General features: G+C 64.6%; 19 protein-coding genes. 12 read left to right on the top strand and 7 right to left on the bottom strand.

Annotated elements, in window-relative coordinates; all coding sequences use genetic code 11:
- Positions 1–63: 63 nt before the first annotated feature.
- From G6N42_RS15925 to G6N42_RS31225, 4 genes are all read left to right on the top strand, one after another.
- Positions 64–294: a hypothetical protein gene (locus G6N42_RS15925; protein WP_163730451.1), complete on the top strand. Its 231-nt coding sequence runs from the start codon at positions 64–66 to the stop codon at positions 292–294.
- Between the two features lie 90 nt (positions 295–384).
- Positions 385–2,037, top strand: coding sequence for an acyl-CoA synthetase (locus tag G6N42_RS15920; protein ID WP_163730450.1), 1,653 nt, complete (start codon positions 385–387; stop codon positions 2,035–2,037).
- Positions 2,038–2,261: 224 nt separating this feature from the next.
- Positions 2,262–3,761, top strand: a complete 1,500-nt coding sequence (locus G6N42_RS15915) for a M28 family peptidase (protein ID WP_163730449.1) — start codon at positions 2,262–2,264, stop codon at positions 3,759–3,761.
- 80 nt (positions 3,762–3,841) lie between these two features.
- A complete protein-coding gene (locus tag G6N42_RS31225; protein WP_232076162.1) occupies positions 3,842–4,105 on the top strand; it encodes a hypothetical protein in 264 nt (87 codons plus the stop codon).
- Positions 4,106–4,300: 195 nt separating this feature from the next.
- Here G6N42_RS31225 and G6N42_RS15905 read toward each other — a convergent pair whose 3' ends face one another.
- Together G6N42_RS15905 and G6N42_RS15900 are read right to left on the bottom strand one after the other, a co-directional pair.
- Positions 4,301–5,131: a lysophospholipid acyltransferase family protein gene (locus G6N42_RS15905; RefSeq protein WP_163730448.1), complete on the bottom strand. Its 831-nt coding sequence runs from the start codon at positions 5,129–5,131 to the stop codon at positions 4,301–4,303.
- 114 nt (positions 5,132–5,245) lie between these two features.
- Positions 5,246–7,267 (bottom strand): hypothetical protein, encoded by a 2,022-nt coding sequence (locus G6N42_RS15900; protein ID WP_163730447.1) that lies wholly within the window; start codon positions 7,265–7,267, stop codon positions 5,246–5,248.
- 486 nt (positions 7,268–7,753) lie between these two features.
- On the opposite strand from G6N42_RS15900, the gene G6N42_RS15895 reads away from it, so the two are divergent.
- Positions 7,754–8,632, top strand: a complete 879-nt coding sequence (locus tag G6N42_RS15895; RefSeq protein WP_163730446.1) for a cutinase family protein — start codon at positions 7,754–7,756, stop codon at positions 8,630–8,632.
- A gap of 87 nt (positions 8,633–8,719) precedes the next feature.
- Here G6N42_RS15895 and G6N42_RS15890 read toward each other — a convergent pair whose 3' ends face one another.
- Positions 8,720–9,094 carry a hypothetical protein gene (locus tag G6N42_RS15890; protein WP_163730445.1) on the bottom strand — a complete coding sequence of 125 codons (375 nt, stop codon included), beginning with the start codon at positions 9,092–9,094 and terminating at the stop codon, positions 8,720–8,722.
- A gap of 141 nt (positions 9,095–9,235) precedes the next feature.
- On the opposite strand from G6N42_RS15890, the gene G6N42_RS15885 reads away from it, so the two are divergent.
- A complete protein-coding gene (locus G6N42_RS15885) occupies positions 9,236–9,658 on the top strand; it encodes a nitroreductase family deazaflavin-dependent oxidoreductase (RefSeq protein WP_163730444.1) in 423 nt (140 codons plus the stop codon).
- On the opposite strand, the gene G6N42_RS15880 is transcribed toward G6N42_RS15885, so the two are convergent.
- A complete protein-coding gene (locus G6N42_RS15880) occupies positions 9,659–10,792 on the bottom strand; it encodes a 3-ketosteroid-9-alpha-monooxygenase, oxygenase component (RefSeq protein ID WP_163730443.1) in 1,134 nt (377 codons plus the stop codon).
- An 82-nt stretch (positions 10,793–10,874) separates the two neighbouring features.
- Between G6N42_RS15880 and G6N42_RS15875 the strand changes: the two genes are divergently transcribed.
- On the top strand, positions 10,875–11,486 hold the full coding sequence (locus G6N42_RS15875; protein WP_163730442.1) for a TetR/AcrR family transcriptional regulator: 612 nt from the start codon (positions 10,875–10,877) through the stop codon (positions 11,484–11,486).
- Positions 11,487–11,550: 64 nt separating this feature from the next.
- Here G6N42_RS15875 and G6N42_RS15870 read toward each other — a convergent pair whose 3' ends face one another.
- Entirely contained in the window at positions 11,551–12,795 is a 1,245-nt protein-coding gene (locus tag G6N42_RS15870) for a serine hydrolase domain-containing protein (RefSeq protein WP_163730441.1), read from the bottom strand.
- Between the two features lie 148 nt (positions 12,796–12,943).
- Between G6N42_RS15870 and G6N42_RS15865 the strand changes: the two genes are divergently transcribed.
- From G6N42_RS15865 to G6N42_RS15845, 5 genes are all read left to right on the top strand, one after another.
- A complete protein-coding gene (locus G6N42_RS15865; protein ID WP_163730440.1) occupies positions 12,944–14,227 on the top strand; it encodes a ClC family H(+)/Cl(-) exchange transporter in 1,284 nt (427 codons plus the stop codon).
- Between the two features lie 32 nt (positions 14,228–14,259).
- The gene (locus G6N42_RS15860; protein ID WP_163730439.1) at positions 14,260–14,766 is read left to right on the top strand and encodes a nucleoside deaminase; all 507 of its coding nucleotides are present in this window, start codon (positions 14,260–14,262) and stop codon (positions 14,764–14,766) included.
- Between the two features lie 228 nt (positions 14,767–14,994).
- Positions 14,995–15,342 carry an STAS domain-containing protein gene (locus G6N42_RS15855; RefSeq protein WP_163687177.1) on the top strand — a complete coding sequence of 116 codons (348 nt, stop codon included), beginning with the start codon at positions 14,995–14,997 and terminating at the stop codon, positions 15,340–15,342.
- The gene (locus G6N42_RS15850) at positions 15,339–15,836 is read left to right on the top strand and encodes an ATP-binding protein (RefSeq protein WP_232076161.1); all 498 of its coding nucleotides are present in this window, start codon (positions 15,339–15,341) and stop codon (positions 15,834–15,836) included. The genes G6N42_RS15855 and G6N42_RS15850 overlap by 4 nt, the downstream gene beginning before the upstream one ends.
- A gap of 441 nt (positions 15,837–16,277) precedes the next feature.
- Entirely contained in the window at positions 16,278–17,336 is a 1,059-nt protein-coding gene (locus G6N42_RS15845; protein ID WP_410506642.1) for a YncE family protein, read from the top strand.
- A 9-nt stretch (positions 17,337–17,345) separates the two neighbouring features.
- Here the strand turns inward: G6N42_RS15845 and G6N42_RS15840 are convergent, their stop codons facing one another.
- Positions 17,346–18,032, bottom strand: coding sequence for a response regulator (locus G6N42_RS15840; RefSeq protein WP_163730438.1), 687 nt, complete (start codon positions 18,030–18,032; stop codon positions 17,346–17,348).
- Complete coding sequence (locus G6N42_RS15835; RefSeq protein WP_163737642.1) at positions 18,029–19,594, bottom strand: sensor histidine kinase; 1,566 nt, start codon at positions 19,592–19,594, stop codon at positions 18,029–18,031. The genes G6N42_RS15840 and G6N42_RS15835 overlap by 4 nt, the downstream gene beginning before the upstream one ends.
- Positions 19,595–19,600 lie beyond the last annotated feature (6 nt).

Genomic DNA, 19,600 nt, shown 5'->3' with positions numbered 1-19,600 from the left:
TTTCAGAGCATTTCCCTACAAAACGCTTCGGATTTACTCAGGCGGCGAACGCACAGTGGTCGTATGACCAACTCGATGGCAGTGCGGCGCACGGCACTCGCCGCAGCTTTCGGCGCCATACTGACCGGCGTCCTCCTCATCAGTAACGAGATGGTGCATTCGGTGGCCTCGATCGCCGTCTTCGCGACCGCGGTCGCCGTCATCGGCGCCGCCGTCATCGGTTGGGAGCACGTCATCGCCAACGCGGAGTCGATGGGCCTGGTCGCCGGACGCGAGAGCGAGCCCCACCTCTGACTCGGCGCTTGGCATTCGCCGTGCAGGTACAGATTCGACATTAACTTGTGCCTGTTACTGTGCTCGCAAAACACATGGTGAGGAGGCCCGATGGCTGATGTGCTGAGCGGCATTCGGCAGAGGTTGCAGCACGTGTCCGAGGCGGGAAGGGCGGCCAAACGGCTCATCGACACCGGAATCATCGACCTCACGGACCTTCGCGGCGGCGCTGAGACCGCCAAGCTCGCTCGCGTCTACGGCCCGCAGGCCACGATGGCCATCCAGGGTGGACGCAAGTACGCGAACCTGCCGGCGGTTGTCGACGAGCGCGGGACGCTGACCTATAAGCAGGTCGACGATCAGTCCTGGGCCCTGGCGCACGGGTTACGGAGACTCGGCGTCTCCGCGGGCTCGGTCGTCGGCGTGCTGTGCCGCGACCACCGAGGGCTCGTCATCACCATGGCCGCGTGCGGCAAGGTCGGCGCTCGGATGGTGCTGATGAACACCGGCTTCGCCAAGCCCCAGTTCGCCGAGGTGTGCGAACGCGAGCATGTGACCGTTGTGCTGCACGACAGTGAGTTCCTCGGTCTGCTCGACGCGCTTCCCCCCGATCTGCCGCGTGTGCTGACGTGGGTGGACGACGGTGCAGACGTGCCCGCCGGGGCGCAGATGCTCGACGACATCGTCGCGGCGAACTCCACGGCCCCGCTGCCTCCGCCGAGTAAGGCGGGCGGGTCGGTGATCCTCACCAGCGGGACGACCGGCCTGCCCAAGGGTGCGCCTCGTGAGGCGGTCTCCCCGCTTGCGACCGCCCAGATCGTCGACCGAATCCCGTTCCCGCGCAAGGGAACCATGGTCATCGTGTCGCCCATCTTCCACAGCACCGGATGGGCCACCTACACCGTCGGTGCGGCCCTGGGCAACAAAGTCGTGACAGCCCGACGCTTCAAGGCGGAGAACACGTTGAAGCTCATCGCCGACCACAGGGCCGACATGCTCGTCGCGGTCCCGACGATGCTGCACCGGATGGTCGAGCTACCGCCCGACGTCATCGCCAAGTACGACACGTCATCGTTGAAGGTGATCCTGATCGCCGGGTCGGCGTTGAGCCCCGACCTGTCCAACCGCGTCCAGGACACCTTCGGCGACGTGCTGTACAACATGTACGGCTCCACCGAATGTGCCATCGCCACGGTCGCAACCCCTGCCGAACTGCGCGCGGCCCCCGGCACCGCGGGCCGCGCTCCAGTGACCTGTGAGGTGGTGCTGTATGACGAGCACGACCGACGGGTCGAGGGTGCCAATCGCCGCGGCCGGATCTTCATCCGCAACGGTGCGCCGTTCTCCGGATACACCGATGGTCGCAACAAGCAGATCCTCGACGGCTACATGTCAAGCGGCGACATGGGTCATTTCACCGAGAGCGGGCTGCTGTTCGTGGACGGCCGCGACGACGACATGATCGTGTCCGGCGGCGAGAACGTCTTCCCGCAGGAAGTCGAGAATCTGCTGGAGGAGCGCGACGACATCGCCGAGGTGGCCGTGGTCGGGGTCGATGACGTGGAGTTCGGAAAGCGGTTGCGCGCCTTCATTGTTTCCGAGCCCGGCGCCGAGCTGGACGGCACAGAGGTCAAGCAGTATGTGAAGGACAACCTGGCGCGGCACAAGGTGCCCCGCGACGTGGTCTTCATCGACGAGCTACCCCGCAACGCCACCGGGAAGCTGCTGCGCAGGGTGTTGGTCAACATGGATATCGAGGCCTGACTGCACCCGCGCAGAAGGCCTTGCTGCCACTTTCTGCCCGACAGTGCGCTCACGGTCGGGGGCAGCGTTGCCGTTTGGTTGCCCGGGTTCGCCGCGACCGTGTGGTATTTCGGCGCCGCCGTGGCGTTGCTCGGCGTGGGCCGGACCCAAACCCCGATGAACGAGGACTGATGCAGCTGCCGAAGCGACTGCGGTGGGTCACCTCTCGCCCTTAGCATTCGGGCATGGTCAATCGGGGGCGACGTGCGTTCGTGGTGGGTGCGGCAATCACGACACTGGTTGCCGTCGGTGGCTGCGGGCGCGGTCAAGGGGAAGTGGCGCCGGCGAGCAGCGCGGCCGAGTACGCACAAGATCTCCAGTCGAAGGTCACCCTGGATGCCACGATGGTGCATCTGGAGGAACTCCAGAAGATTGCCGATGCCAACGGCGGCACCCGCGTCGCCGGTTCCCCCGGCTATGACGCCAGTGTCGAGTATGTGGCTAAGATGCTGCGCGACAAGGGGTTCGACGTCGACACACCTGAGTTTGCGATGACCGTCTTCTCCGTAGACAAGGAGTCGCTGAGCGTCAACGGGAAACCCTTCGAGGCGCACGCCATCGAATACAGCGGCGCCAGTCCTGCAGGGGGCGCTACGGGACGATTTGTGGTGGTCTCCGGGGACGGACACCTGGGATGTGAAGCCAGGGACTACAACGACCTGGACGTCACAGGTGCGGTCGTGATGGTGGACAGGGGCGACTGCGAACTGGCCGACAAGGCCGGCGTAGCGACCGAACGTGGGGCCGTCGCACTCGTCATCGCGAACGACGTCGAAGAGAAGGAGTTCAGCGGTGTCATGGACGAGAGCGATGAGATCAAGATTCCGGTGCTGAGCGTGAACAAAGCCGACGGCGACAAACTCCGATCCCAAAGCGGGACAGCGACCGCCATCGCCGACGCCAAAGTCGAGCAGATCAAGACACGCAACGTAATCGCCCAGACCAAGACCGGAGCCACGGACAACGTGGTCATGGTCGGTGCACACCTGGACAGCGTCAAAGAGGGCCCGGGCATCAACGACAACGGAACAGGCGTGGCCACGGTGCTGGAGACGGCGCTGCAGATGGGCCCGTCGCCAGAAGTGGCGAACGCGGTGCGATTCGGGTTCTGGGGAGGCGAGGAACAAGGGCTGTTCGGGTCATACGACTATGTCCGATCACTAGACGTTGAAGCACTGAAAGACATTGCGCTGTACCTGAACTTCGACATGATGGCCTCACCCAACACGTGCTACTTCACCTCCGACGCTGACGGGTCCCTGCCGCCGGACCTCGAGCTCGGCTTCGATCAGCTGATCCCCGAGGGCTCACCCGGGATAGAACGCACCCTGGACGACATCGTCGAGAGCGCAGGCAAGACGCCGCAGGATCTGCCGTTCGACGGCCGCAGCGATTACGACGGGTTCATGCTGGCGGGGATTCCGGCAGGCAACTTCGACACCGGCTCCGACACCATCAAGTCGCCAGAGCAGGTTGAACTGTGGGGAGGTACCGCCGATCAGCAGTGCGACCCGAATTACCACACCGCCGAGGACACGATCGAGAACATCGACCGTGACGTGCTGGCGCTCAGCGGCGGGGTGATCGCCCATGTCGTCGGTCTCTACGCCCAAGACGAAGGCGGGCGCAACGGAGTCCCGGCTCGCGACGACCGCACCCGCCACCCCTTGCCCGACGAAGAGTAGACCACCTCCTCGAGGACAATGCGCAGAAATGCGACATTGCGCGTTGCGCAGCTTGTGCGTTGACGCTCGCCGGTCATTCGATGGGCGACATGACGGCGCTGGAGTACCTCGGACGTCCCGCTGCCGATCGACCGGTCGAGCCGAGTGGGCTCGTCCTGATCGCAACGGCGGCGGGCAGGCTCGCCGAGCGCGGCCTCGCCGCATCGATCGCCGGTGCCGTGCACACGCACCTTCCGTTCGCAGGGCACATGCTGCCTCGGGAGGCATCGCATGCTGTCAACGCCGCCATCGACCTTGCGATGGCCGGAACACCTTGCGCGGAGGACGGACTCGCGGTCGCGTAGAGCGTGCCTATGCTGGTAGGTGTCGTCCAAGTCGTTGCGGATCGCTGCCGTGCTCTTCGCGGCGATCGCCGTCTTCGCAGGTGTACTTCAATCGGTCGCGTTCGTCGTCTCTGACTATGGATTGCGCCACCTGATACTCGCCATCTTCGCGCTGTCTGTTGGGTTCAGTGTGTTGATCGCCGTGCTTCGCGCTGGTCAATCCGGGCGATAGACCGCTCGACCGTGTGTGCGCTGGTACTCGCCCAGCGCCGCGACCATGTCTGCACACCGGTTCGCGATGGCAAGGTGTGCCTCGGGATCGTCTGTTTTCCAGCGTAGGTCGGCAGCATCCACGGGATCGCCGAACACGACATCGACGGGGTACTCGTCGCGGCGGAGCCAATTCCGGTACGTCTCTCGTAGGAGATCGTTGTCGATGCCGAGGACGAAGATCGGCAACACCTTCACTCCCGCCCCCGCGCGTTGGATGACTTCGCCGACGCCGGGGCGCACGGGCAGGAATTGGTACGGATCGCCGCCGCGCTGCCTCGTGCCCTCGGGATGGAAGCCGACCAGCCTGCCGGGCACCTGGAGTTCTGAGACGATGCGCGCGACGGCGTACTGGTTGAACGTGCGCTTCGCGGGATCGCGCAGGACAGGCGGAAACATCGCCATGCCACTCATCAGGAAGTTGACGGCGACGCCGGCGGGGTTGTCGTAGAAGAACGCCGACCGGACCGGGAACAGGATGCGGCTGGACAGCTGAGTCGACTGGAAGATGATGTGCATGACGGTGAAGTAGTCGAAGAAAGACCGGTGATTCGCCACCATCACCACTCGATCGGAACCGTTGAGGCCCGCGATGCGCTCGAGGCCGTACGCGCGGATACGACGCGCTGCCGTGATTTGCAGCACCACCACCATGAATGTGCGGTTCCAGAAGCGCGCGAACAGTCCGAATCGACGGTTGAAGATGTCCGCGAAGCGGAAGGCGAAGCGCTCCATGCGCGACAGCGGAGCCAGTTGCTCGGACGTGGCTTGGAGCACGGTTTCTCCACTGAGGTGAGGTGGCGTTGCTCGCCAGTCGTTAGCTATCCGGCGAGTATCGCACGCGACGGACGGCGGTGCGCAACTTCGCGCGTTCCTCGGTGGCGCTCGTCATCACTCCGCATCCGCGTCCCCGGAGGTGTCCCCGGCGCCGCCGGGCCTGCCGCCCGTCGCCACCTTGGCGATATTCCTTGTGACGTCGCCGACGTTGCCTGCGAAGGATCGAACGGAGCTGCGGATCTGCTGCCGGGTGTCGCTGATCGCGTCCCGTATCGAGCCGGGGCGTGGCGACCCGACGCCTGTGGTGGATCCGCCACTGCCGGTCGACGGGTGCATGGTTCCCCGCCAGATGTTCAACTGTGGACGCTGCGTCTGCGGGACGTCCTCGGTCGCGAGCGGGGGGACCGAGACGGCATTCCCGGAGGTGTCACTCGGCGGCGGTGTGGGCGACGCTGTCCTCTCGGCAGCGTCGACAGCCCGCTTCTCCGTGTTCTGTTCGGGCAGCGGGTTCGCGGCGAGCGGGGTGGCCAGATTGCCGGCGCTGCCCCCGACCGCGTCGATCGCGTCGAGCACATCGCCCGCATGTTTCAGGGAACTCACGTCGGTGAGACTGCTCAGGCTGATTGGCCCGATGATTTGTTCAAGGAGATCGGCAAGCAGGGCCGCGGGATTGGCGCGTTGTGACGGTGGCGGATTGTTGAGACCCGGGATCCCGCCGTAGAAGAACGCGTCCTCGATCCCGCCGCTCAACGCGCGTGCGAAGTCCCCAGGCACCGCTTCCCATTCGATGTTCTCCGGGAAGCTGAAGAACGGCATGGCTTCCCCGCCGTTTCCGCCGAAGTTGTCACCGAAGTCGCGCTGGTAGTCGTCGCGGAAGTCGTCTGGATCGTCGCCGTACTGAACGACGTTGGTGTACCCGAGATTTCCCAGCATGGCGATCGCGGGCTCGACAGCGTCCGCGAACGGGTTGGTGATGGTCTGGCCACTGAGGACGCTCAATAGGTCGGTCGGGTAGCGGAAGGGTTCGAGCATGGGCTGCGCGCCGTTCTCGATTGTGTAGTACTGGTTGAGCGACTCGTACTGGTCGGCCAGCTCAGGGCCGTTGGGGATCTCGATATCGATGCCCGGGAACATGTCACCCAGCAAGCTGGTCAGAACGGGGTCGAGCGTGAGGATGGATTCCTCCCTCGACAGGTCGATATTCGGCAGTGCGCCGGGAAGATCGACGGTCAGACCTTCGCCGATGATCGCGGATCCGAAATTCCCGACCAGATTGGCCACCAACGGATTCAGGGTCTGCAGCCCGACGCCCTCGAGATCGGAGCCGCGCAGGATGTACGTCGGGAAGACCAACGCTGCCGCGTTGTTGAGCAGGGTGACTGGGTTGGGCCACGCCGCGAAGTCGGACAGCGGGTCGTTCTGTAAACCGACATCGACCTTGACGGGCACCAGCACTGCGTTGCCGTCCGTTTGTACATCGAAATCATTAGTTGCGGTGTCGATCCCAAACCTCTCGAAAAGGAACGCGAACCGTGCCGCGACGCCGCCGTCGTTGCGACCGGGATTGAGCACGAGCAGCATCGGCACGATTGTGACGCTCGATCCCGGCTCGGCGTTGGGACCCGTCCCGCCCGGTTGATTCGGTAGGTCGGCCTCGACTTGCGGGTAGGCCATTCCGGTGGCGAGCGCACCGAGGCCGAACGCGATGACCATCGGAATGCGGAGACTGACCAGATCGAGATCGAGGCTGCCCGTGATCGTCTCGGGCGGACAGATTCTGGTGTCTGTGCATTTCGGGTCGTACGCGGGGTTGGGGACCGTCACGGGGATGTCCAAATCGCCGCCAGGGAGATAGGACGTGCCGTTGATCTCGTCGGCGATTCGCGACGGCAGTGCTGGGACCCAGAACGGGTCGTCGCCGAAGATGCTCAGCAGTCCGAATGGCGATCCGGTCGTAATGACGTTGATCCCTGGGATCTCGGGGATCGAGTCTGTCGGAGAAGGCGTGTCGAGCAATGCTGCGGACGCCGGAGGCGCGAGGCCCAGTGTCATCGCGGTCGCGGTCACCGCGGCGCCACCCACCATCGAGGCCTTCTTGGCGAACGGATAGGCCCGCTTCGATCTGTGCTTAGCCATTGCCAGTGTTCCTCGCGTCAGATGCTTCGCTGCAAAGTGCTCGGAACGTAACAGTCAGAAGTGCTGTTGGCAAACTTTTGCGGCCTGTCGTAAGACATTGAACCCAGGCGTCGATAAGACGGCTTACATAGATAGCTGTCATCTATAGGAGTGGTGTCCCATTTGCGGGACTAGCAGCCTGTACTGCATTGACATGCGAATCACGCGTGGACGGCGCGTTCGATGGAAATTGCTGACCGTCTCCACGATGGGCCGACGACAAATAGTCGCGCCGTGCCCAGGACGTGACTCCGCTAATTACAATCCAGCCTCTGATCGGGATCGTTCGCCGCGCTCCAGCTCTTCGCTGCCGAAGGCGGACTTACTTGACGGTGACGCGCTCAGCGATGTTTGCGCATTTCTAAACTGCCAATTAAATATTGGCGATTATCTGTGTATTTCTGTGCTCGAGATGTCTATTGCTTGGTCCCGTGTCAGCATTGGCCCATGGGGGCAGTTGAGACTATTGGGGTAGTTGGTGCGGTGATGGCTGCGGCAGTATTGCTGCAGGGTGCTCCGCCACCGTTCGCGCAGGCGGCGGCGTGTCCCGACGCGAAGGTGATATTCGCCCGCGGTACCACGGAGCAGCCCGGCGTCGGCCCGACCGGGGATGCATTCGTCAACTCGTTGCAATCCCAGGTCGCCGGCAAGTCGGTCGACGTGTATCCGGTGAACTACCCGGCCACGACTGACTTTCGAACTGCTGTCGACGGCATCAGCGATGCGCGCGCGAACATTCTCGCCACGGCTGCGACGTGTCCGGACACCAAGATGGTGCTCGGCGGGTTCTCCCAAGGGGCGGCCGTGATGGGTTTTGTCACCGCGAACGTTGTGCCCGACGGGGTTTCGGCTGAGACAGTGCCTACGCCGATGCCGCTCGACGTGGCCGACCACGTCGCCGCGGTCGCGCTGTTCGGAAAGCCCTCGGCGCGATTCATGCGGGCGATCAACGACCCGCAGATCGTTATCGGCCCAAGCTACGTCGACAAGACCATCGACCTGTGCGTCGAGGACGACCTCGTATGCGACCCTGACGGCAAGAGCTTCGGCATCCACAGCCGCTACGCCGACGTGGGTATGGCCACCGAGGGAGCGACATTGGTCGCCCACAAGCTCCAGACGCTTTGGGCGGCCGATGCTGCGACAGAAGCGGCGGCTACCGCTGATCCGGCTGAACCCGAATCGCCCGAGCAGCTGTCGGCGCCCATCGCGGATGACATGCCGCCAGCTCATGCCGGAGTCTCGACGCCCGGGCCCATCGGACCGCTGCCCGGGCCCGCTCCGGCGGTATCGGTGTCACCGGACCAGTCCCATCTGGCGCCTTAAAGTCGCATCTTCTACCCCGCGTTGAAACAAGCTCCGCCGCAACAGTTCTCGTCCTACTGCGTAGCGGGCGCCGCCCGGATCGGAAGGTCAGTAGCCAGGCGTGACCACGTCAGCGAGCTCCTGCTCAGGCTGTTGTGGCGGAGGGTTCGCGGGCATGTTGGGTCCTGAATTCGCCGGGGGCTGGATCGCGCACTCCGAGCCGCTCACCCCGGCCGGGCAGGCACTCGAAGCCGCGTTGCCGGCAGGGGCGGCGGCGGGATTGCCGCCTGGGGAGTTGGGGACGAGATAAGGAACGCACTGCCCGGTGTAGGCGTCTCCCTCTTCGCCGCTCGAACATTGGCCGAGGTACGTGGATTGGCTGGCGGGTGCGACGAGGACCGCCGCGACCAGCGGTGCCGCCGCCACTGCCGCGATGCCGCCTGAGATGGTCAGTCGTCGCGTGAATCGGTGGGTGGCGCCCATGGTTCTCCCCGCTTTCAGTGGTTTTGTGAATTCATCCCTGATCACGACACTACCGCGCATCAACACGACAATTTCGATTACGGGGCAGGTCCGTTGCGTGTCGGGACGGAATATCGAAGCCGCCATGACGTTGAACGGCTCGTGACCGATGAAGCGAAGCTGAGCCCCACCGATTGGGTGCGCGAACAGACCGAACGCATTCTGGAGCAGGGCACCACCGATGGCGTCGAGATCCTCGACCGCCCGGTCGTCCTGTTCACCACGACTGGAGCGAAGACCGGCGCCAAGCGCTATGTGCCGCTGATGCGTGTCGAAGAGGGTGGCAAGTACGCCATGGTCGCGTCGAAGGGTGGCGATCCGAAACACCCGTTCTGGTACTTCAACGTCAAGGCGCACCCTGAGGTGACGGTCCAGGACGGCGACAAGGTTTCGACGATGACCGCACGCGAACTCGAGGGTGCCGAACGCGAGCACTGGTGGAAGCTGGCCGTCGAGGCCTACCCGCCGTACGCCGAATACCAGACCAAGACGTCGCGGCAGATCCCGGTTTTCGTCGTCGAGTGATCAGCTCGGCGTCAAAGCGGTGAGGTTCTGGGCTACCTCGCCCTGCCAAATTTCGTTGGCATGCGTGGTGTCCACCTCGATCTCGAAGCGGTCGGTCATGTCGGGTGTCACGTCGGCCGCGTCGACGTAGAACTGCTCGTACCACCGCCGGTGCTGATACACCGCGCCGTCCTCTTCGGTCAGCAGCGGGTTCTCGATGCGCGTCTTGTGCTTCCAGATTTCGACATCCTGGAGAAAGCCCTCACCGAATGAACGGCTCATCGCCGCAGCCAGTTTGGTCGCTTTGTCGGCGGGTAGTCCCGGCACCGCCTGCACGGCGACACCCCACTGCAGCACGAACGAGTTGTGTGTCACCGGGTAGTGGCAGTTGATCAACGCCACCTCGATGGTGAAGTCCGGCGCGACGTCGTTGTGCAGCCAGTTGATCATGTACGCCGGGCCGAAGTACGTCGCCTCGGAACGGAGTTTGGTTCCCTCCCAAAGATTCTCGTAGTTCTTGGTGTAGTCCGGGCGAGCTTTGGATTCCATGAATTGCGACGCCGTGTGTCCCTCGATGACGTTCTTGAAGTACGTGGGGTAGGCGTGGTGGATGTAGAAGAAGTGCGCCATGTCGACGTTGTTGTCGACGATTTCGCGGCAGTGCGACCCTTCGATGTGAATCGAATTCCACGACCACGGCGACCACAACCCGTCGTCGTAGCCGTCGATCGTCGGCGGGAAGAGCTCCGCCGGCGGCGTCGAACCCTCGGGGTCATGCCAGACCAGCAGCTGGCCGTTGACCTCGCCCGTCAGCCAGCGCCTGGTCCGGGCCAGCCGCGGCGTGCGCTTCGCGTACGGCACCAGCTTGCACTTTCCGTCCCCGCCCCAGCGCCAGTCGTGGAACGGGCACGCCACCTCATCGCCCTTGATGGTGCCCTGCGACAGGTCGCCACCCATGTGCCTGCAGTAGCCATCAAGAACTTTGAGTGCACCTTCGCTATCCGCGAATACGACGAGACGGGTGCCGAATGCGTTGATGCCGTGAGGCTTTCCGTCACGGAAGTCCTCGGCCAATCCGACGCAGTGCCAGCCGCGGGCGAACCGTTGCATGGGCGTGCCCGCGTCGATCTCACGAATCTCGTGCGTCGGGGTCATGGAGTCACCTCTCCGGAACTGTCGGCCGACACCAATTTAAGCACATTCGCTTAATCGCAGTCCAGTTCTTATGATCTATCGAATGAACCGTGGTGAACGCGCCAGGGCCGACATTCTGGACGCGGCCGAACGGCTGATCGCCGAGCGCGGCATCCAAGTGCCGTTGCGAGACATCGCGGTGGCGGCGGGGCAGCGAAACAACTCCGCGGTCAACTATCACTTCCGGAATCGCCAGGACCTCATCGATGCGATCGTTCGGCGCCGGCTCGAGCCGATGGAGCGGGAGCGCGCGCAGATGGTCGATGAGTTGGAGGGTGACGCCCGCGATGACGTCCGGGCGTGGTTGCGGATCATGGTGCTTCCATTCGTCGGCGTCGGCAGCCCGTACTACGCCAGGTTTCTGCAGGCGGCATCGATGCACCTGCGCGCCGACGTCGACGAGTCCCAGGGGCCGGTGTGGCCGAGGGTCCTCGAACGGCTGGCCAAGGCCATTCCGACCGTCGATCGTGCGGCGCGTGCGCGACGAGTCAAAGCAATTGCCACGACCATGTTCACCCTTCTTGCCGAGCGAGAGCGTGCGGCTCAGGCCGGTGAGGATGCCGCAACAGCAGAGGAGATCGTCGCCATGCTGGCCGCGATGCTGACTGCGCCGATGCCGGCGGATGTGGCAAGTGCGGGGGCCTCGTCGGGTTAGGTCCCCGCACTTGCTGATGAAAGATTGCGCGGCGGTTCTTGGAAATTTCTTGGAAGCTCCACGACTACCGCGGCTTGGTGGTCGTCGGCGCCGGCGGTGACGTGATGTCGGGCGGCTGCACCGCATCGCCCATGGTGTAGATGTTCTCCGGGCTGATGATCTCGGTGATGGCCTTGGCCACCTGCGTGCTCGGCTCCTGCCCGTTGGAGGCGATGTCGGTGTTGGTGAAGATCACCAGCGACGTCTGCTTTTGCGGCAGGTAGACCGAGACGGTCTGATAGCCGGGCAGGCTGCCGTTGTGTCCGATCCAGCCGCCCAGCTTGAATAGCCCGACGCCATATCCGTCTTCGGCCGGCATCCCCGGGGTGGTGACGGTCTGCAGGCGCTGCGCCTGCATCTCCGGCGTCAACAGCTTTCCGGTCGCCAGTGCGGGCGCCCAGATGTGCATGTCATCGAGGGTCGAGATCATCGCGCCCGCGGCCCACGCCCAGGACGGGTTCCAGTCGGTGGCCACCACTTCCGAATTGTCCGGGTCCTGAGTGGTGTAACCCTGCGCGTGCGGATCAGGGAACGCGTTGGTCGTCGGAAAGCTGGTGTGGCTCATGCCCAATGGGGTCGTGATGTGGTCGCGGATGTAGTCCGGCAATGACTGTCCGCTGACCTTCTCCACGACCAGACCCAACAGGACGGTGTTGGTGTTGCAGTACAGAAAGCCCTCGCCGGGTGAGAACTTCACGGGTTCGGCGAACGCGTAGTCGAGAAGTTCCTGCGGCGTGAAGTTCCGGTACGGGTCGGCGAACAGCGCCTGCTGGAAGTCGACTGAATCCGAGAAGTTCGCCAAGCCGCTCTGCATCCGCGCCAGTTGTCGCAGCGTGATCTTGTCGCCCTCGGGCACTCCGTCGACGAACTCGGCGATGGGATCGTCGAGCCCGAGCTTGCCCTGATCGGCCAGCTGTAGGACGCCGGTGACAGTGAAAGTCTTTGTCTGGCTCCCGATTCGGTGATAAAAGTCCGTCTGCATCGGTGCGCCGCCGGCCCGGTCGGCGACGCCGAACGCGCGGACGTATTCACCGTCCGGGCCCCAGATTCCGACAATCGAGCCGGGCACCCCGGTCTGGTCCATCGCCTTGGTGATGGCGTCATCGAGCCGCTGTGCCACAGCGGCGTCCACCTGCTTAGCGGCGGGTGGATCCGGCGTCTCGGTGGTCGCCCCGTCCTGCGATGCCGAGTCCTGGCCGCATCCGGCGACGAACATCAGCGCGGCAGTCAACGCGAGAACGCCGCACCGTCGAAACACCATTGCCGCCATCCCTTGATCCCATCCGTCGAAGTACGCGTTGGCCGAGCATCACCTTAGGTCGCATTCGACCTACGCGGCGCCGCAACGATGCGCGTCCCGATCTGCGAAACTGACCTTCAATCGACGGGGTTTGTTCGCAGAAGGAGGATGCACGGGCGTGCAACGGCGCGGATCGATCCTCGTCTGTCTGACCGCCGTCGTGGCCGGCGTGGCCATCGGCTTCATCGGCGGAGCCTTCCGCTGGTGCCTGGAGACCGCGGACCGGTCACGCGTCGAACTCGTCGATTGGGCACATGGGCTGCCGGGTCCGGGATGGCTGGTGCCCATCGCTTTTGCGGCGCTCGGTGCGACGCTCGCCGCGCTGATCGTGCGGTGGGTACCCCTGGCCGCCGGCAGCGGAATTCAGCACGTGGAAGCCGTCTATCGGGGTGAGGCCGAGCCGCCGCTGATTCTGCTTCTGCCGGCGAAGTTCATCGGCGGCGTGCTGTCGATGGGGGCCGGCCTGGTGCTGGGCCGCGAAGGTCCGACGGTCCACATGGGGGCGGCGATCGGCGCGGAATCGGCGCGGCGGGCCCGGCTTTCGGATGCCGACGTCCGGATGATGCAGACCGCCGTGGGCGGAGCCGGGCTCGCGGTCGCGTTCAACGCGCCCATCGGAGGCACGATGTTCGCGCTCGAAGAGGTCACGAAATCGTTCCGGCTGCAGACGGTGCTGGCCACCTTGTTCGCGGCCGCCTCGGCGGTCGGATGCATGCGCCTGATGCTCGGGAACGAACCGGACTTCCATGTCGAAGCGCTCGCGGCGCCGGCCCTGGCGTGGCTGCCGCTGTTCGTGGTTTTCGGTCTGCTCACGGGATGTCTGGGCGCCGGGTACAACCGGCTGTTGCTGTGGTTCCTCGACCGCGTCGGGGGCGTCCGGCGCATTCCGGCGGTCGCCAAGGCTGCTCTGATCGGCGCCGTCATCGGGATGGCGATGTTCATCTATCCGGAGTCGGTCGGTGGCGGCGACAGCCTGACGCAGTTGATTCTGAGCGGGCAGAGCATCGTCTTCCCGGTCGTACTCGGACTGCTGCTGGTGCGTCTCGTCGCGGGCCCGCTCTCGTATTCGGCAGCCGTGCCGGGCGGTCTGTTCGCGCCGCTGCTGGCGGTCGGTGCGCTGTGGGGACTGCTGTTCGTCGGCGTCTTCGGCGCCGTATGGCCCGGCGACACGAGCGGCCTGGCCGTCCCGATGGCGCTGGTCGGCATGGCAGCGTTCTTCGGCGCGACGGTGCGCGCCCCCGTTACGGCCGTGGTGCTCGTCATGGAAATGACGGCGACGACGGCTGTGGGCATCCCGATGCTCGCGGCCACCGCCGCCGCGGTTCTCGTCGCGGAGCTGACGAAATCGCCACCGATATACGACTCGCTGCGAGAGCGGATGTCACCCGATTTGCGCCGCTGATCCGGCCAATCAGAGGGCTATATTCGGAGACCGTGGTCGACTACGTTCAGCGCACGATCGACATCGCTCGAAACAACGTCACCGCCGGCGGCAGACCGTTCGCCACCGTGATCGTCAGGGATGGCGAGATCCTCGCCGAGAGCCCGAATCTCGTCGCGCAAAGCCACGACCCCACCGCACATGCCGAGATCCTGGCCATCCGTGACGCATGTGTGCGTCTCGGTACTGAGCACTTGGTCGGCGCCACCATCTACGTCTTGGCGCATCCGTGCCCGATGTGCCTCGGCGCGTTGTACTACTGCTCGCCCGACGAAGTAGTCTTTCTGACCACCCGCGACGCCTACGAACCGCACTACGTCGACGACCGCAAATACTTCGAGCTCGACACGTTCTATCCGGAGTTCGCCAAGTCGTGGGAGCAGCGTCGTCTCCCGATGCGCTACGAGCCGCGGGAGGATGCCGTCGACGTTTACCGGCTCTGGCAGCACCGCAACGGCGGCGACCGTCGCGTGTCCGGCGCGCCGCGTTCGCAGCCCTGAATCGACGAACCAGTCAATTTCCGGTCGTCGCGTCGCCACGAGCACGGCCAGAGCAGGCAAGTTGCAGGTCCCGACCCCACGTCCTATATCCTGTGCCCTGACCAGGACAAGCAATGTCCGCCGATGCTTCGGTGTGATTTACTCGCTAGCCTGCGGCGCGGGTTCAGACTGCAGCCTCGCGAGATAAGCTCCGACCGCATCTGCCGGTCGCGTAACAAGAGGTGAGGCTTGGAAGAACAGCTTTGCACGGAGAAGTGGGTCGACCGGGTGGCGATTGTCGCCGCCTCGGGCGAACTCGACATGCTCACGGCACCCCAGCTGAGGGACGCTGTCCAGTCCGCGCTGGCGCAAAACCCCGCCGGATTGATCGTCGACCTCACCAACGTCGACTTCCTCGGCTCGGCCGGCATGCAGGTGCTGATGGAGGCGCACAACCAGACGGGCGGGACGGAGACGCGGTTCGCCGTGGTCGCCGACGGGTCAGCCACGAGCAGGCCGCTGAAGATCACCGGCATCGCCGACCTGATTGATCTGTTCTCCTCACTGGACGATGCTGTGGAGAACCTCACTGAATGACTGAGCGCCCAGCGGGGTATCCGTTGGGCATCATGACCGATCAGATTTTTGCTACGAGCGCTGCGGACTCTGAGTTCGTCCGAGTCGACAACGCCGATGCACTCACCGTGGCCAGGATGCGGCGCGAGTTGTCGCAGTGGCTGCGGACTCACCTCACGCTAGACCCCGACCGGCTCAACGATGTCTTGCTGGCGGTGAACGAGGCGTTGACCAACGCGGCCGAATTCGCCTACCGAGGCCAGCAGGGCACGATGACTCTGCAGGTCCGCTACGACGGCGCGCGGGGCACATTGCTTGTTGACGTCTCGGATCGCGGGACCTGGCGGCACGTGGATCCCGAAAGCCAGCCGAACACCAGGGGGCGCGGCATCCCGTTGATGCGCGCCCTGTCCGACCAGACCACGATTTCCCCGATGCCGGACGGCACCCACGTGCAGATGCAGTTCGGCGATTGCGCCGCAGGCGTCGCTCCGCAGGTCTACGCGCAGGCTTGAAAGCGCTGGTCCAGCGAACACGGTTTCCGGGCTTTCCGGACCGCGACAGAGTGTCGGTTCGGAGCCAGTGGGAGCGTTGACGAGATCTCGGCCGAGTTTGCTGTCGTGTCCTGCTGTGATTTACCGCTCAATTTCCGTTTGAAAACTAAGAAGTCGTTACCGGTGCAAACTATCCAGATCGGCACATGAGAGTTGCCGAGCAAGCATTGTGGCTGTTTAAAGCCACGATTGTGATAGCCAAGGAGATATAACGAGTGGATAACGAATAGTTTCCTAAGCGGTGTCTGAGAGGTTTCCGCGCATTGTCATCGACCGCCATTTGCGCCGCTCCGAAGCATTGATTTTGATCGCTAGACTCAACACAGATCGCGCCCCAGTGGGACGCATGAAGACGTGAAACGACAGCCGGAGCTCGTCAAACCGGCGGAGGTACCGATATTTATGGCTAACTTTTTGATGCCCAAGAACGCTCCTGTGGCAGATGTGACGGACGGGACCCACCTGAGCGCGGATGTCACCCAGGTGAGTGCGGTCGACGTCCAGCGTGGCGCCATCGCGGACATCGCCGCCACGGACGACGGCACCATCGTGGCCACCCACCACGCCGACGACACCGTGTCGCTGCTGCGTGCGGGCACCCTGGCCGTGGCCGGCGTCGTCGAGGTGCCGGGTGAGCCGTTCGCGGTCGTCGTCGCCGACGGCCGGGCCTACGTCAGCACCTCCTCGTCGAGCTGCGACGCCATCACCGTGGTCGACACTGTCACGCGAACCGTGGTCGCCACGTACTCAATGGCCTTCACCGTCACGGCTCTCGCCGCCAGCCCGGACGGCAAGCGCGTGTACGCGGCCCGCACCGGTGACGGTGCCGCCGACGTTGTGGTCGTCGACACGACGGCCGAGCGGGTGAGCACCATTGACATCGCGACCGGCGCCGGTATCGGCATCGATGCTCTTCAGGTCGATCCGGCGGGTAAGCGCCTGTACGTTGCCACCACCGATGATCGCGGCAGCGCGCTCGTCGTGGTGGATGCCGAAACCGCGCGGGTTCGGGGCACGGTGTCGATCGGATCACCGATCCGCGATATCGCCATCGCCGACCGTGTCGCCTATGTCCTGACCTCCGACCGCATCAGCGGCGGGACGGTCAAGGTGGTCGACCTGACCAACGGCCGCATCACCGGCATGGCCGAACTGGGCATCGGTGCTCCGACGCAGATGACCGTCAGCGCGGACAAGACCCGTGCGTACATCGTCGACTACGACAACGTCACGGTGCTGTGCACCCTCACGCTCAAGATCGTCAACAAGGTGAAGCTCGATGCTCGGCCATCTTGTGTCGCAGTGGATTCCGACGCGGGTCGGCTGTACGTGGCCGACTATGCGGGCGCAGTGACCGGGTTGTCCGTCGAGGCGGCCAAGCCGCTGCTCTACTCGCAGTTCGTGGCGACCGATCCCGTCTACGTGCCTCAGGCTGTTGACCTGGAGCCGGTTACCGTCTGATCGGCGCGGTCAGCGCCACTGGTAGCGGGTCTTGGGGCGGCCGGCTTTTCCGTAATCGGTCTGCCGGGTGACAGTGCCCTCGTCCGCCAACCTTTCGAGGTAGCGCCAGGCGGTCACCCGCGACACACCGACCTGCTTGGCCACTGCGTCCGCGGTGATGCCGTCGGCGGAATCCCTTACGGCACGGGCGATGTCGTCGTTGGTCCCAGGAGCGGCGCCCTTCGGCGACACAGCTCGATCGCTCACCCGTAGTTCGGCGAGGGCGCGGTCGACCTCGGCCTGGCTGGCGGCATCGGTACCAGCGGGCAGGGCCTCGCGGTAGCGGCGGTAGCGATCTAGCCGGTCACGAAACGCTGCGAACGTGAACGGCTTCAACAGGTACGCCAGAGCGCCCTGGCCGACCGCCGCGCGAACCATCTCCAGGTCGCGCTCCGAGGTGATCGCGATGATGTCGGGTATCGGCCGCAGCCCGGACAATCCCGATGCCAGGGCGATCCCGCTCGCGTCGGGCAGGCCGAGGTCCAACAACACCAGGTCGATCGGTGAGTGGGTGGCCGACGCCTCCGACGCCATGCGCATCGCATCGCGGGCGGTGTGCGCGACACCGGCCACCGAGAACCCCTCGAGTCGGCCGAGGTACGTCTGGTGAGCCTCGGCGATCAGCGGTTCGTCCTCGACGATCAGCACGCGGATCATGACACCGTCACCGTCACGACCGACCCATAGGTGATGTCGGTACTCAGCGTGCCGTTGTGGCGTTTGACGATCTGACTGACCAACGCCAGGCCAAGGCCTTGATGGTCTGAGTCACCCTTCGTGGAATATCCGCGCTGCATGGCCTTTTCGAAGGTGGCCGGATCCATTCCCGGTCCGCTGTCGGCGACGCGCAGCGTGAGCGTGTCATCCGCCATGAGCACGGTGACTTCCACCCACGGATCGTCTCGGTCGCAGGCGTCCATCGCGTTGTCGATGAGGTTGCCGACGACGGTGACCATCTCCTGGCCGGTCAACGGTACGTCGTCCGAATTCGACGGCAGGTGAGTGTCTTCGGTGATCGTCAGCTCGATACCGCGCTCGTCGGCCTGTGCGGCCTTGCCCAGGAGCAGGGCCACCAGCGCGGGTTCGCCGACGGCACTGGACAATCTGTCGACGAGCTGTTGGGAGAGCGCGAGCTCCTCGGTGGCGAAACGTACCGCGTCTTCGGGCCGGCCCATCTCGACCATCGTGACGATGGTGTGCAGCTTGTTGGCGGCTTCGTGCGCTTGGGACCGGAGGCTGTCGGTGAGTACCTTCAGCGAGCCGAGTTCGCCCAGTGCGCCCTGCAATTCGGTGCGGTCGCGGATCGTGACGACCTCCGAGGTGTGCGCCTCGTCGACGGGGGAGCGGTTCACCACGAGGACGCGGTCGTCGGTGACGTGCACCTCGTCGCGGGCTCCCGGGTTGTACGTTCGCAGAAACTCCGGCAGCTCGGTGCGGTCGACCGGTCCGGGTGGAAGCGCGAGGAGGCGGCGCGCCTCGTCGTTGACCAGCAAGACACCGCTGCGATCCATCACGATCAGCCCCTCCGAGACCGAATGCAGGATCGCGTCGTGGTGCTCGTACATCAACCGCAGTTCGTCAGGTCGCAGGCCGTGGGTCTGCCGCAACAACCGTTGCCGGATGAACCAGACTCCTGCCAGCGAAATAGCCAGTGCGGCAATGCTCACCGCCGCGATGGTCGGCCACGTCGAGCGCCAGCGATCGGCCAGGCTCGTCTGTAGGATCCCCGCCGACACCAGGCCGACGATCTCGCCCGCTTGGTTGCGCACGGGTGCGACGGCGCGAATCGAGGGACCTAATGTGCCGGTGTAGACCTCGCTGAGCGTTTCGCCGCGCAGCGCGGGTTCGATGGTGCCGATGTACTCGCCGCCGATCTGGGTCGGGTCGGTGTGGGTGAACCTGATCCGACTTGGCGACATGATCGTGATGAATGCGATGTCGGTGTGCCTGCGGACGGCTTCGGTGACGGGCTGAAGAATCTCAGTGGCCCTTCCGGATTCGATGGCAGCCGCCGTCGACGGGGAGTCGGCGAGGGAGGTGGCGATACCGAGGACCTGCTGGCGCGCGGCTTCGTCCGCGTCATTGCGGGCGTCGAGCACCGCCAGCGCGCTCCCTGCGAGTACCACCACCGCGACCACGATGATTTGCAATGCGATCGCCTGAGACGCCAGTGACCACGACCGCGAGCGGTCGATCGGGCGGGGCCGCGAGCGGCCGATCGGGCG

The sequence above is a fragment of the Mycobacterium gallinarum genome (assembly GCF_010726765.1).
Taxonomy (GTDB): Bacteria; Actinomycetota; Actinomycetes; order Mycobacteriales; family Mycobacteriaceae; genus Mycobacterium; species Mycobacterium gallinarum.
This window is presented reverse-complemented; position numbering and strand designations above follow the sequence as displayed.

What these genes read in the sequence shown, in the direction of transcription:
- G6N42_RS15925 (WP_163730451.1), top strand. Translation starts at nt 64, where the DNA reads ATGACCAACTCGATGGCAGTGCGGCGCACGGCACTCGCCGCAGCTTTC.
- G6N42_RS15920 (WP_163730450.1), top strand. Translation starts at nt 385, where the DNA reads ATGGCTGATGTGCTGAGCGGCATTCGGCAGAGGTTGCAGCACGTGTCC.
- G6N42_RS15915 (WP_163730449.1), top strand. Translation starts at nt 2,262, where the DNA reads ATGGTCAATCGGGGGCGACGTGCGTTCGTGGTGGGTGCGGCAATCACG.
- G6N42_RS31225 (WP_232076162.1), top strand. Translation starts at nt 3,842, where the DNA reads ATGGGCGACATGACGGCGCTGGAGTACCTCGGACGTCCCGCTGCCGAT.
- G6N42_RS15900 (WP_163730447.1), bottom strand. Translation starts at nt 7,267, where the DNA reads ATGGCTAAGCACAGATCGAAGCGGGCCTATCCGTTCGCCAAGAAGGCC.
- G6N42_RS15895 (WP_163730446.1), top strand. Translation starts at nt 7,754, where the DNA reads ATGGGGGCAGTTGAGACTATTGGGGTAGTTGGTGCGGTGATGGCTGCG.
- G6N42_RS15890 (WP_163730445.1), bottom strand. Translation starts at nt 9,094, where the DNA reads ATGGGCGCCACCCACCGATTCACGCGACGACTGACCATCTCAGGCGGC.
- G6N42_RS15880 (WP_163730443.1), bottom strand. Translation starts at nt 10,792, where the DNA reads ATGACCCCGACGCACGAGATTCGTGAGATCGACGCGGGCACGCCCATG.
- G6N42_RS15875 (WP_163730442.1), top strand. Translation starts at nt 10,875, where the DNA reads ATGAACCGTGGTGAACGCGCCAGGGCCGACATTCTGGACGCGGCCGAA.
- G6N42_RS15870 (WP_163730441.1), bottom strand. Translation starts at nt 12,795, where the DNA reads ATGGCGGCAATGGTGTTTCGACGGTGCGGCGTTCTCGCGTTGACTGCC.
- G6N42_RS15850 (WP_232076161.1), top strand. Translation starts at nt 15,339, where the DNA reads ATGACTGAGCGCCCAGCGGGGTATCCGTTGGGCATCATGACCGATCAG.
- G6N42_RS15845 (WP_410506642.1), top strand. Translation starts at nt 16,278, where the DNA reads ATGGCTAACTTTTTGATGCCCAAGAACGCTCCTGTGGCAGATGTGACG.
- G6N42_RS15840 (WP_163730438.1), bottom strand. Translation starts at nt 18,032, where the DNA reads ATGATCCGCGTGCTGATCGTCGAGGACGAACCGCTGATCGCCGAGGCT.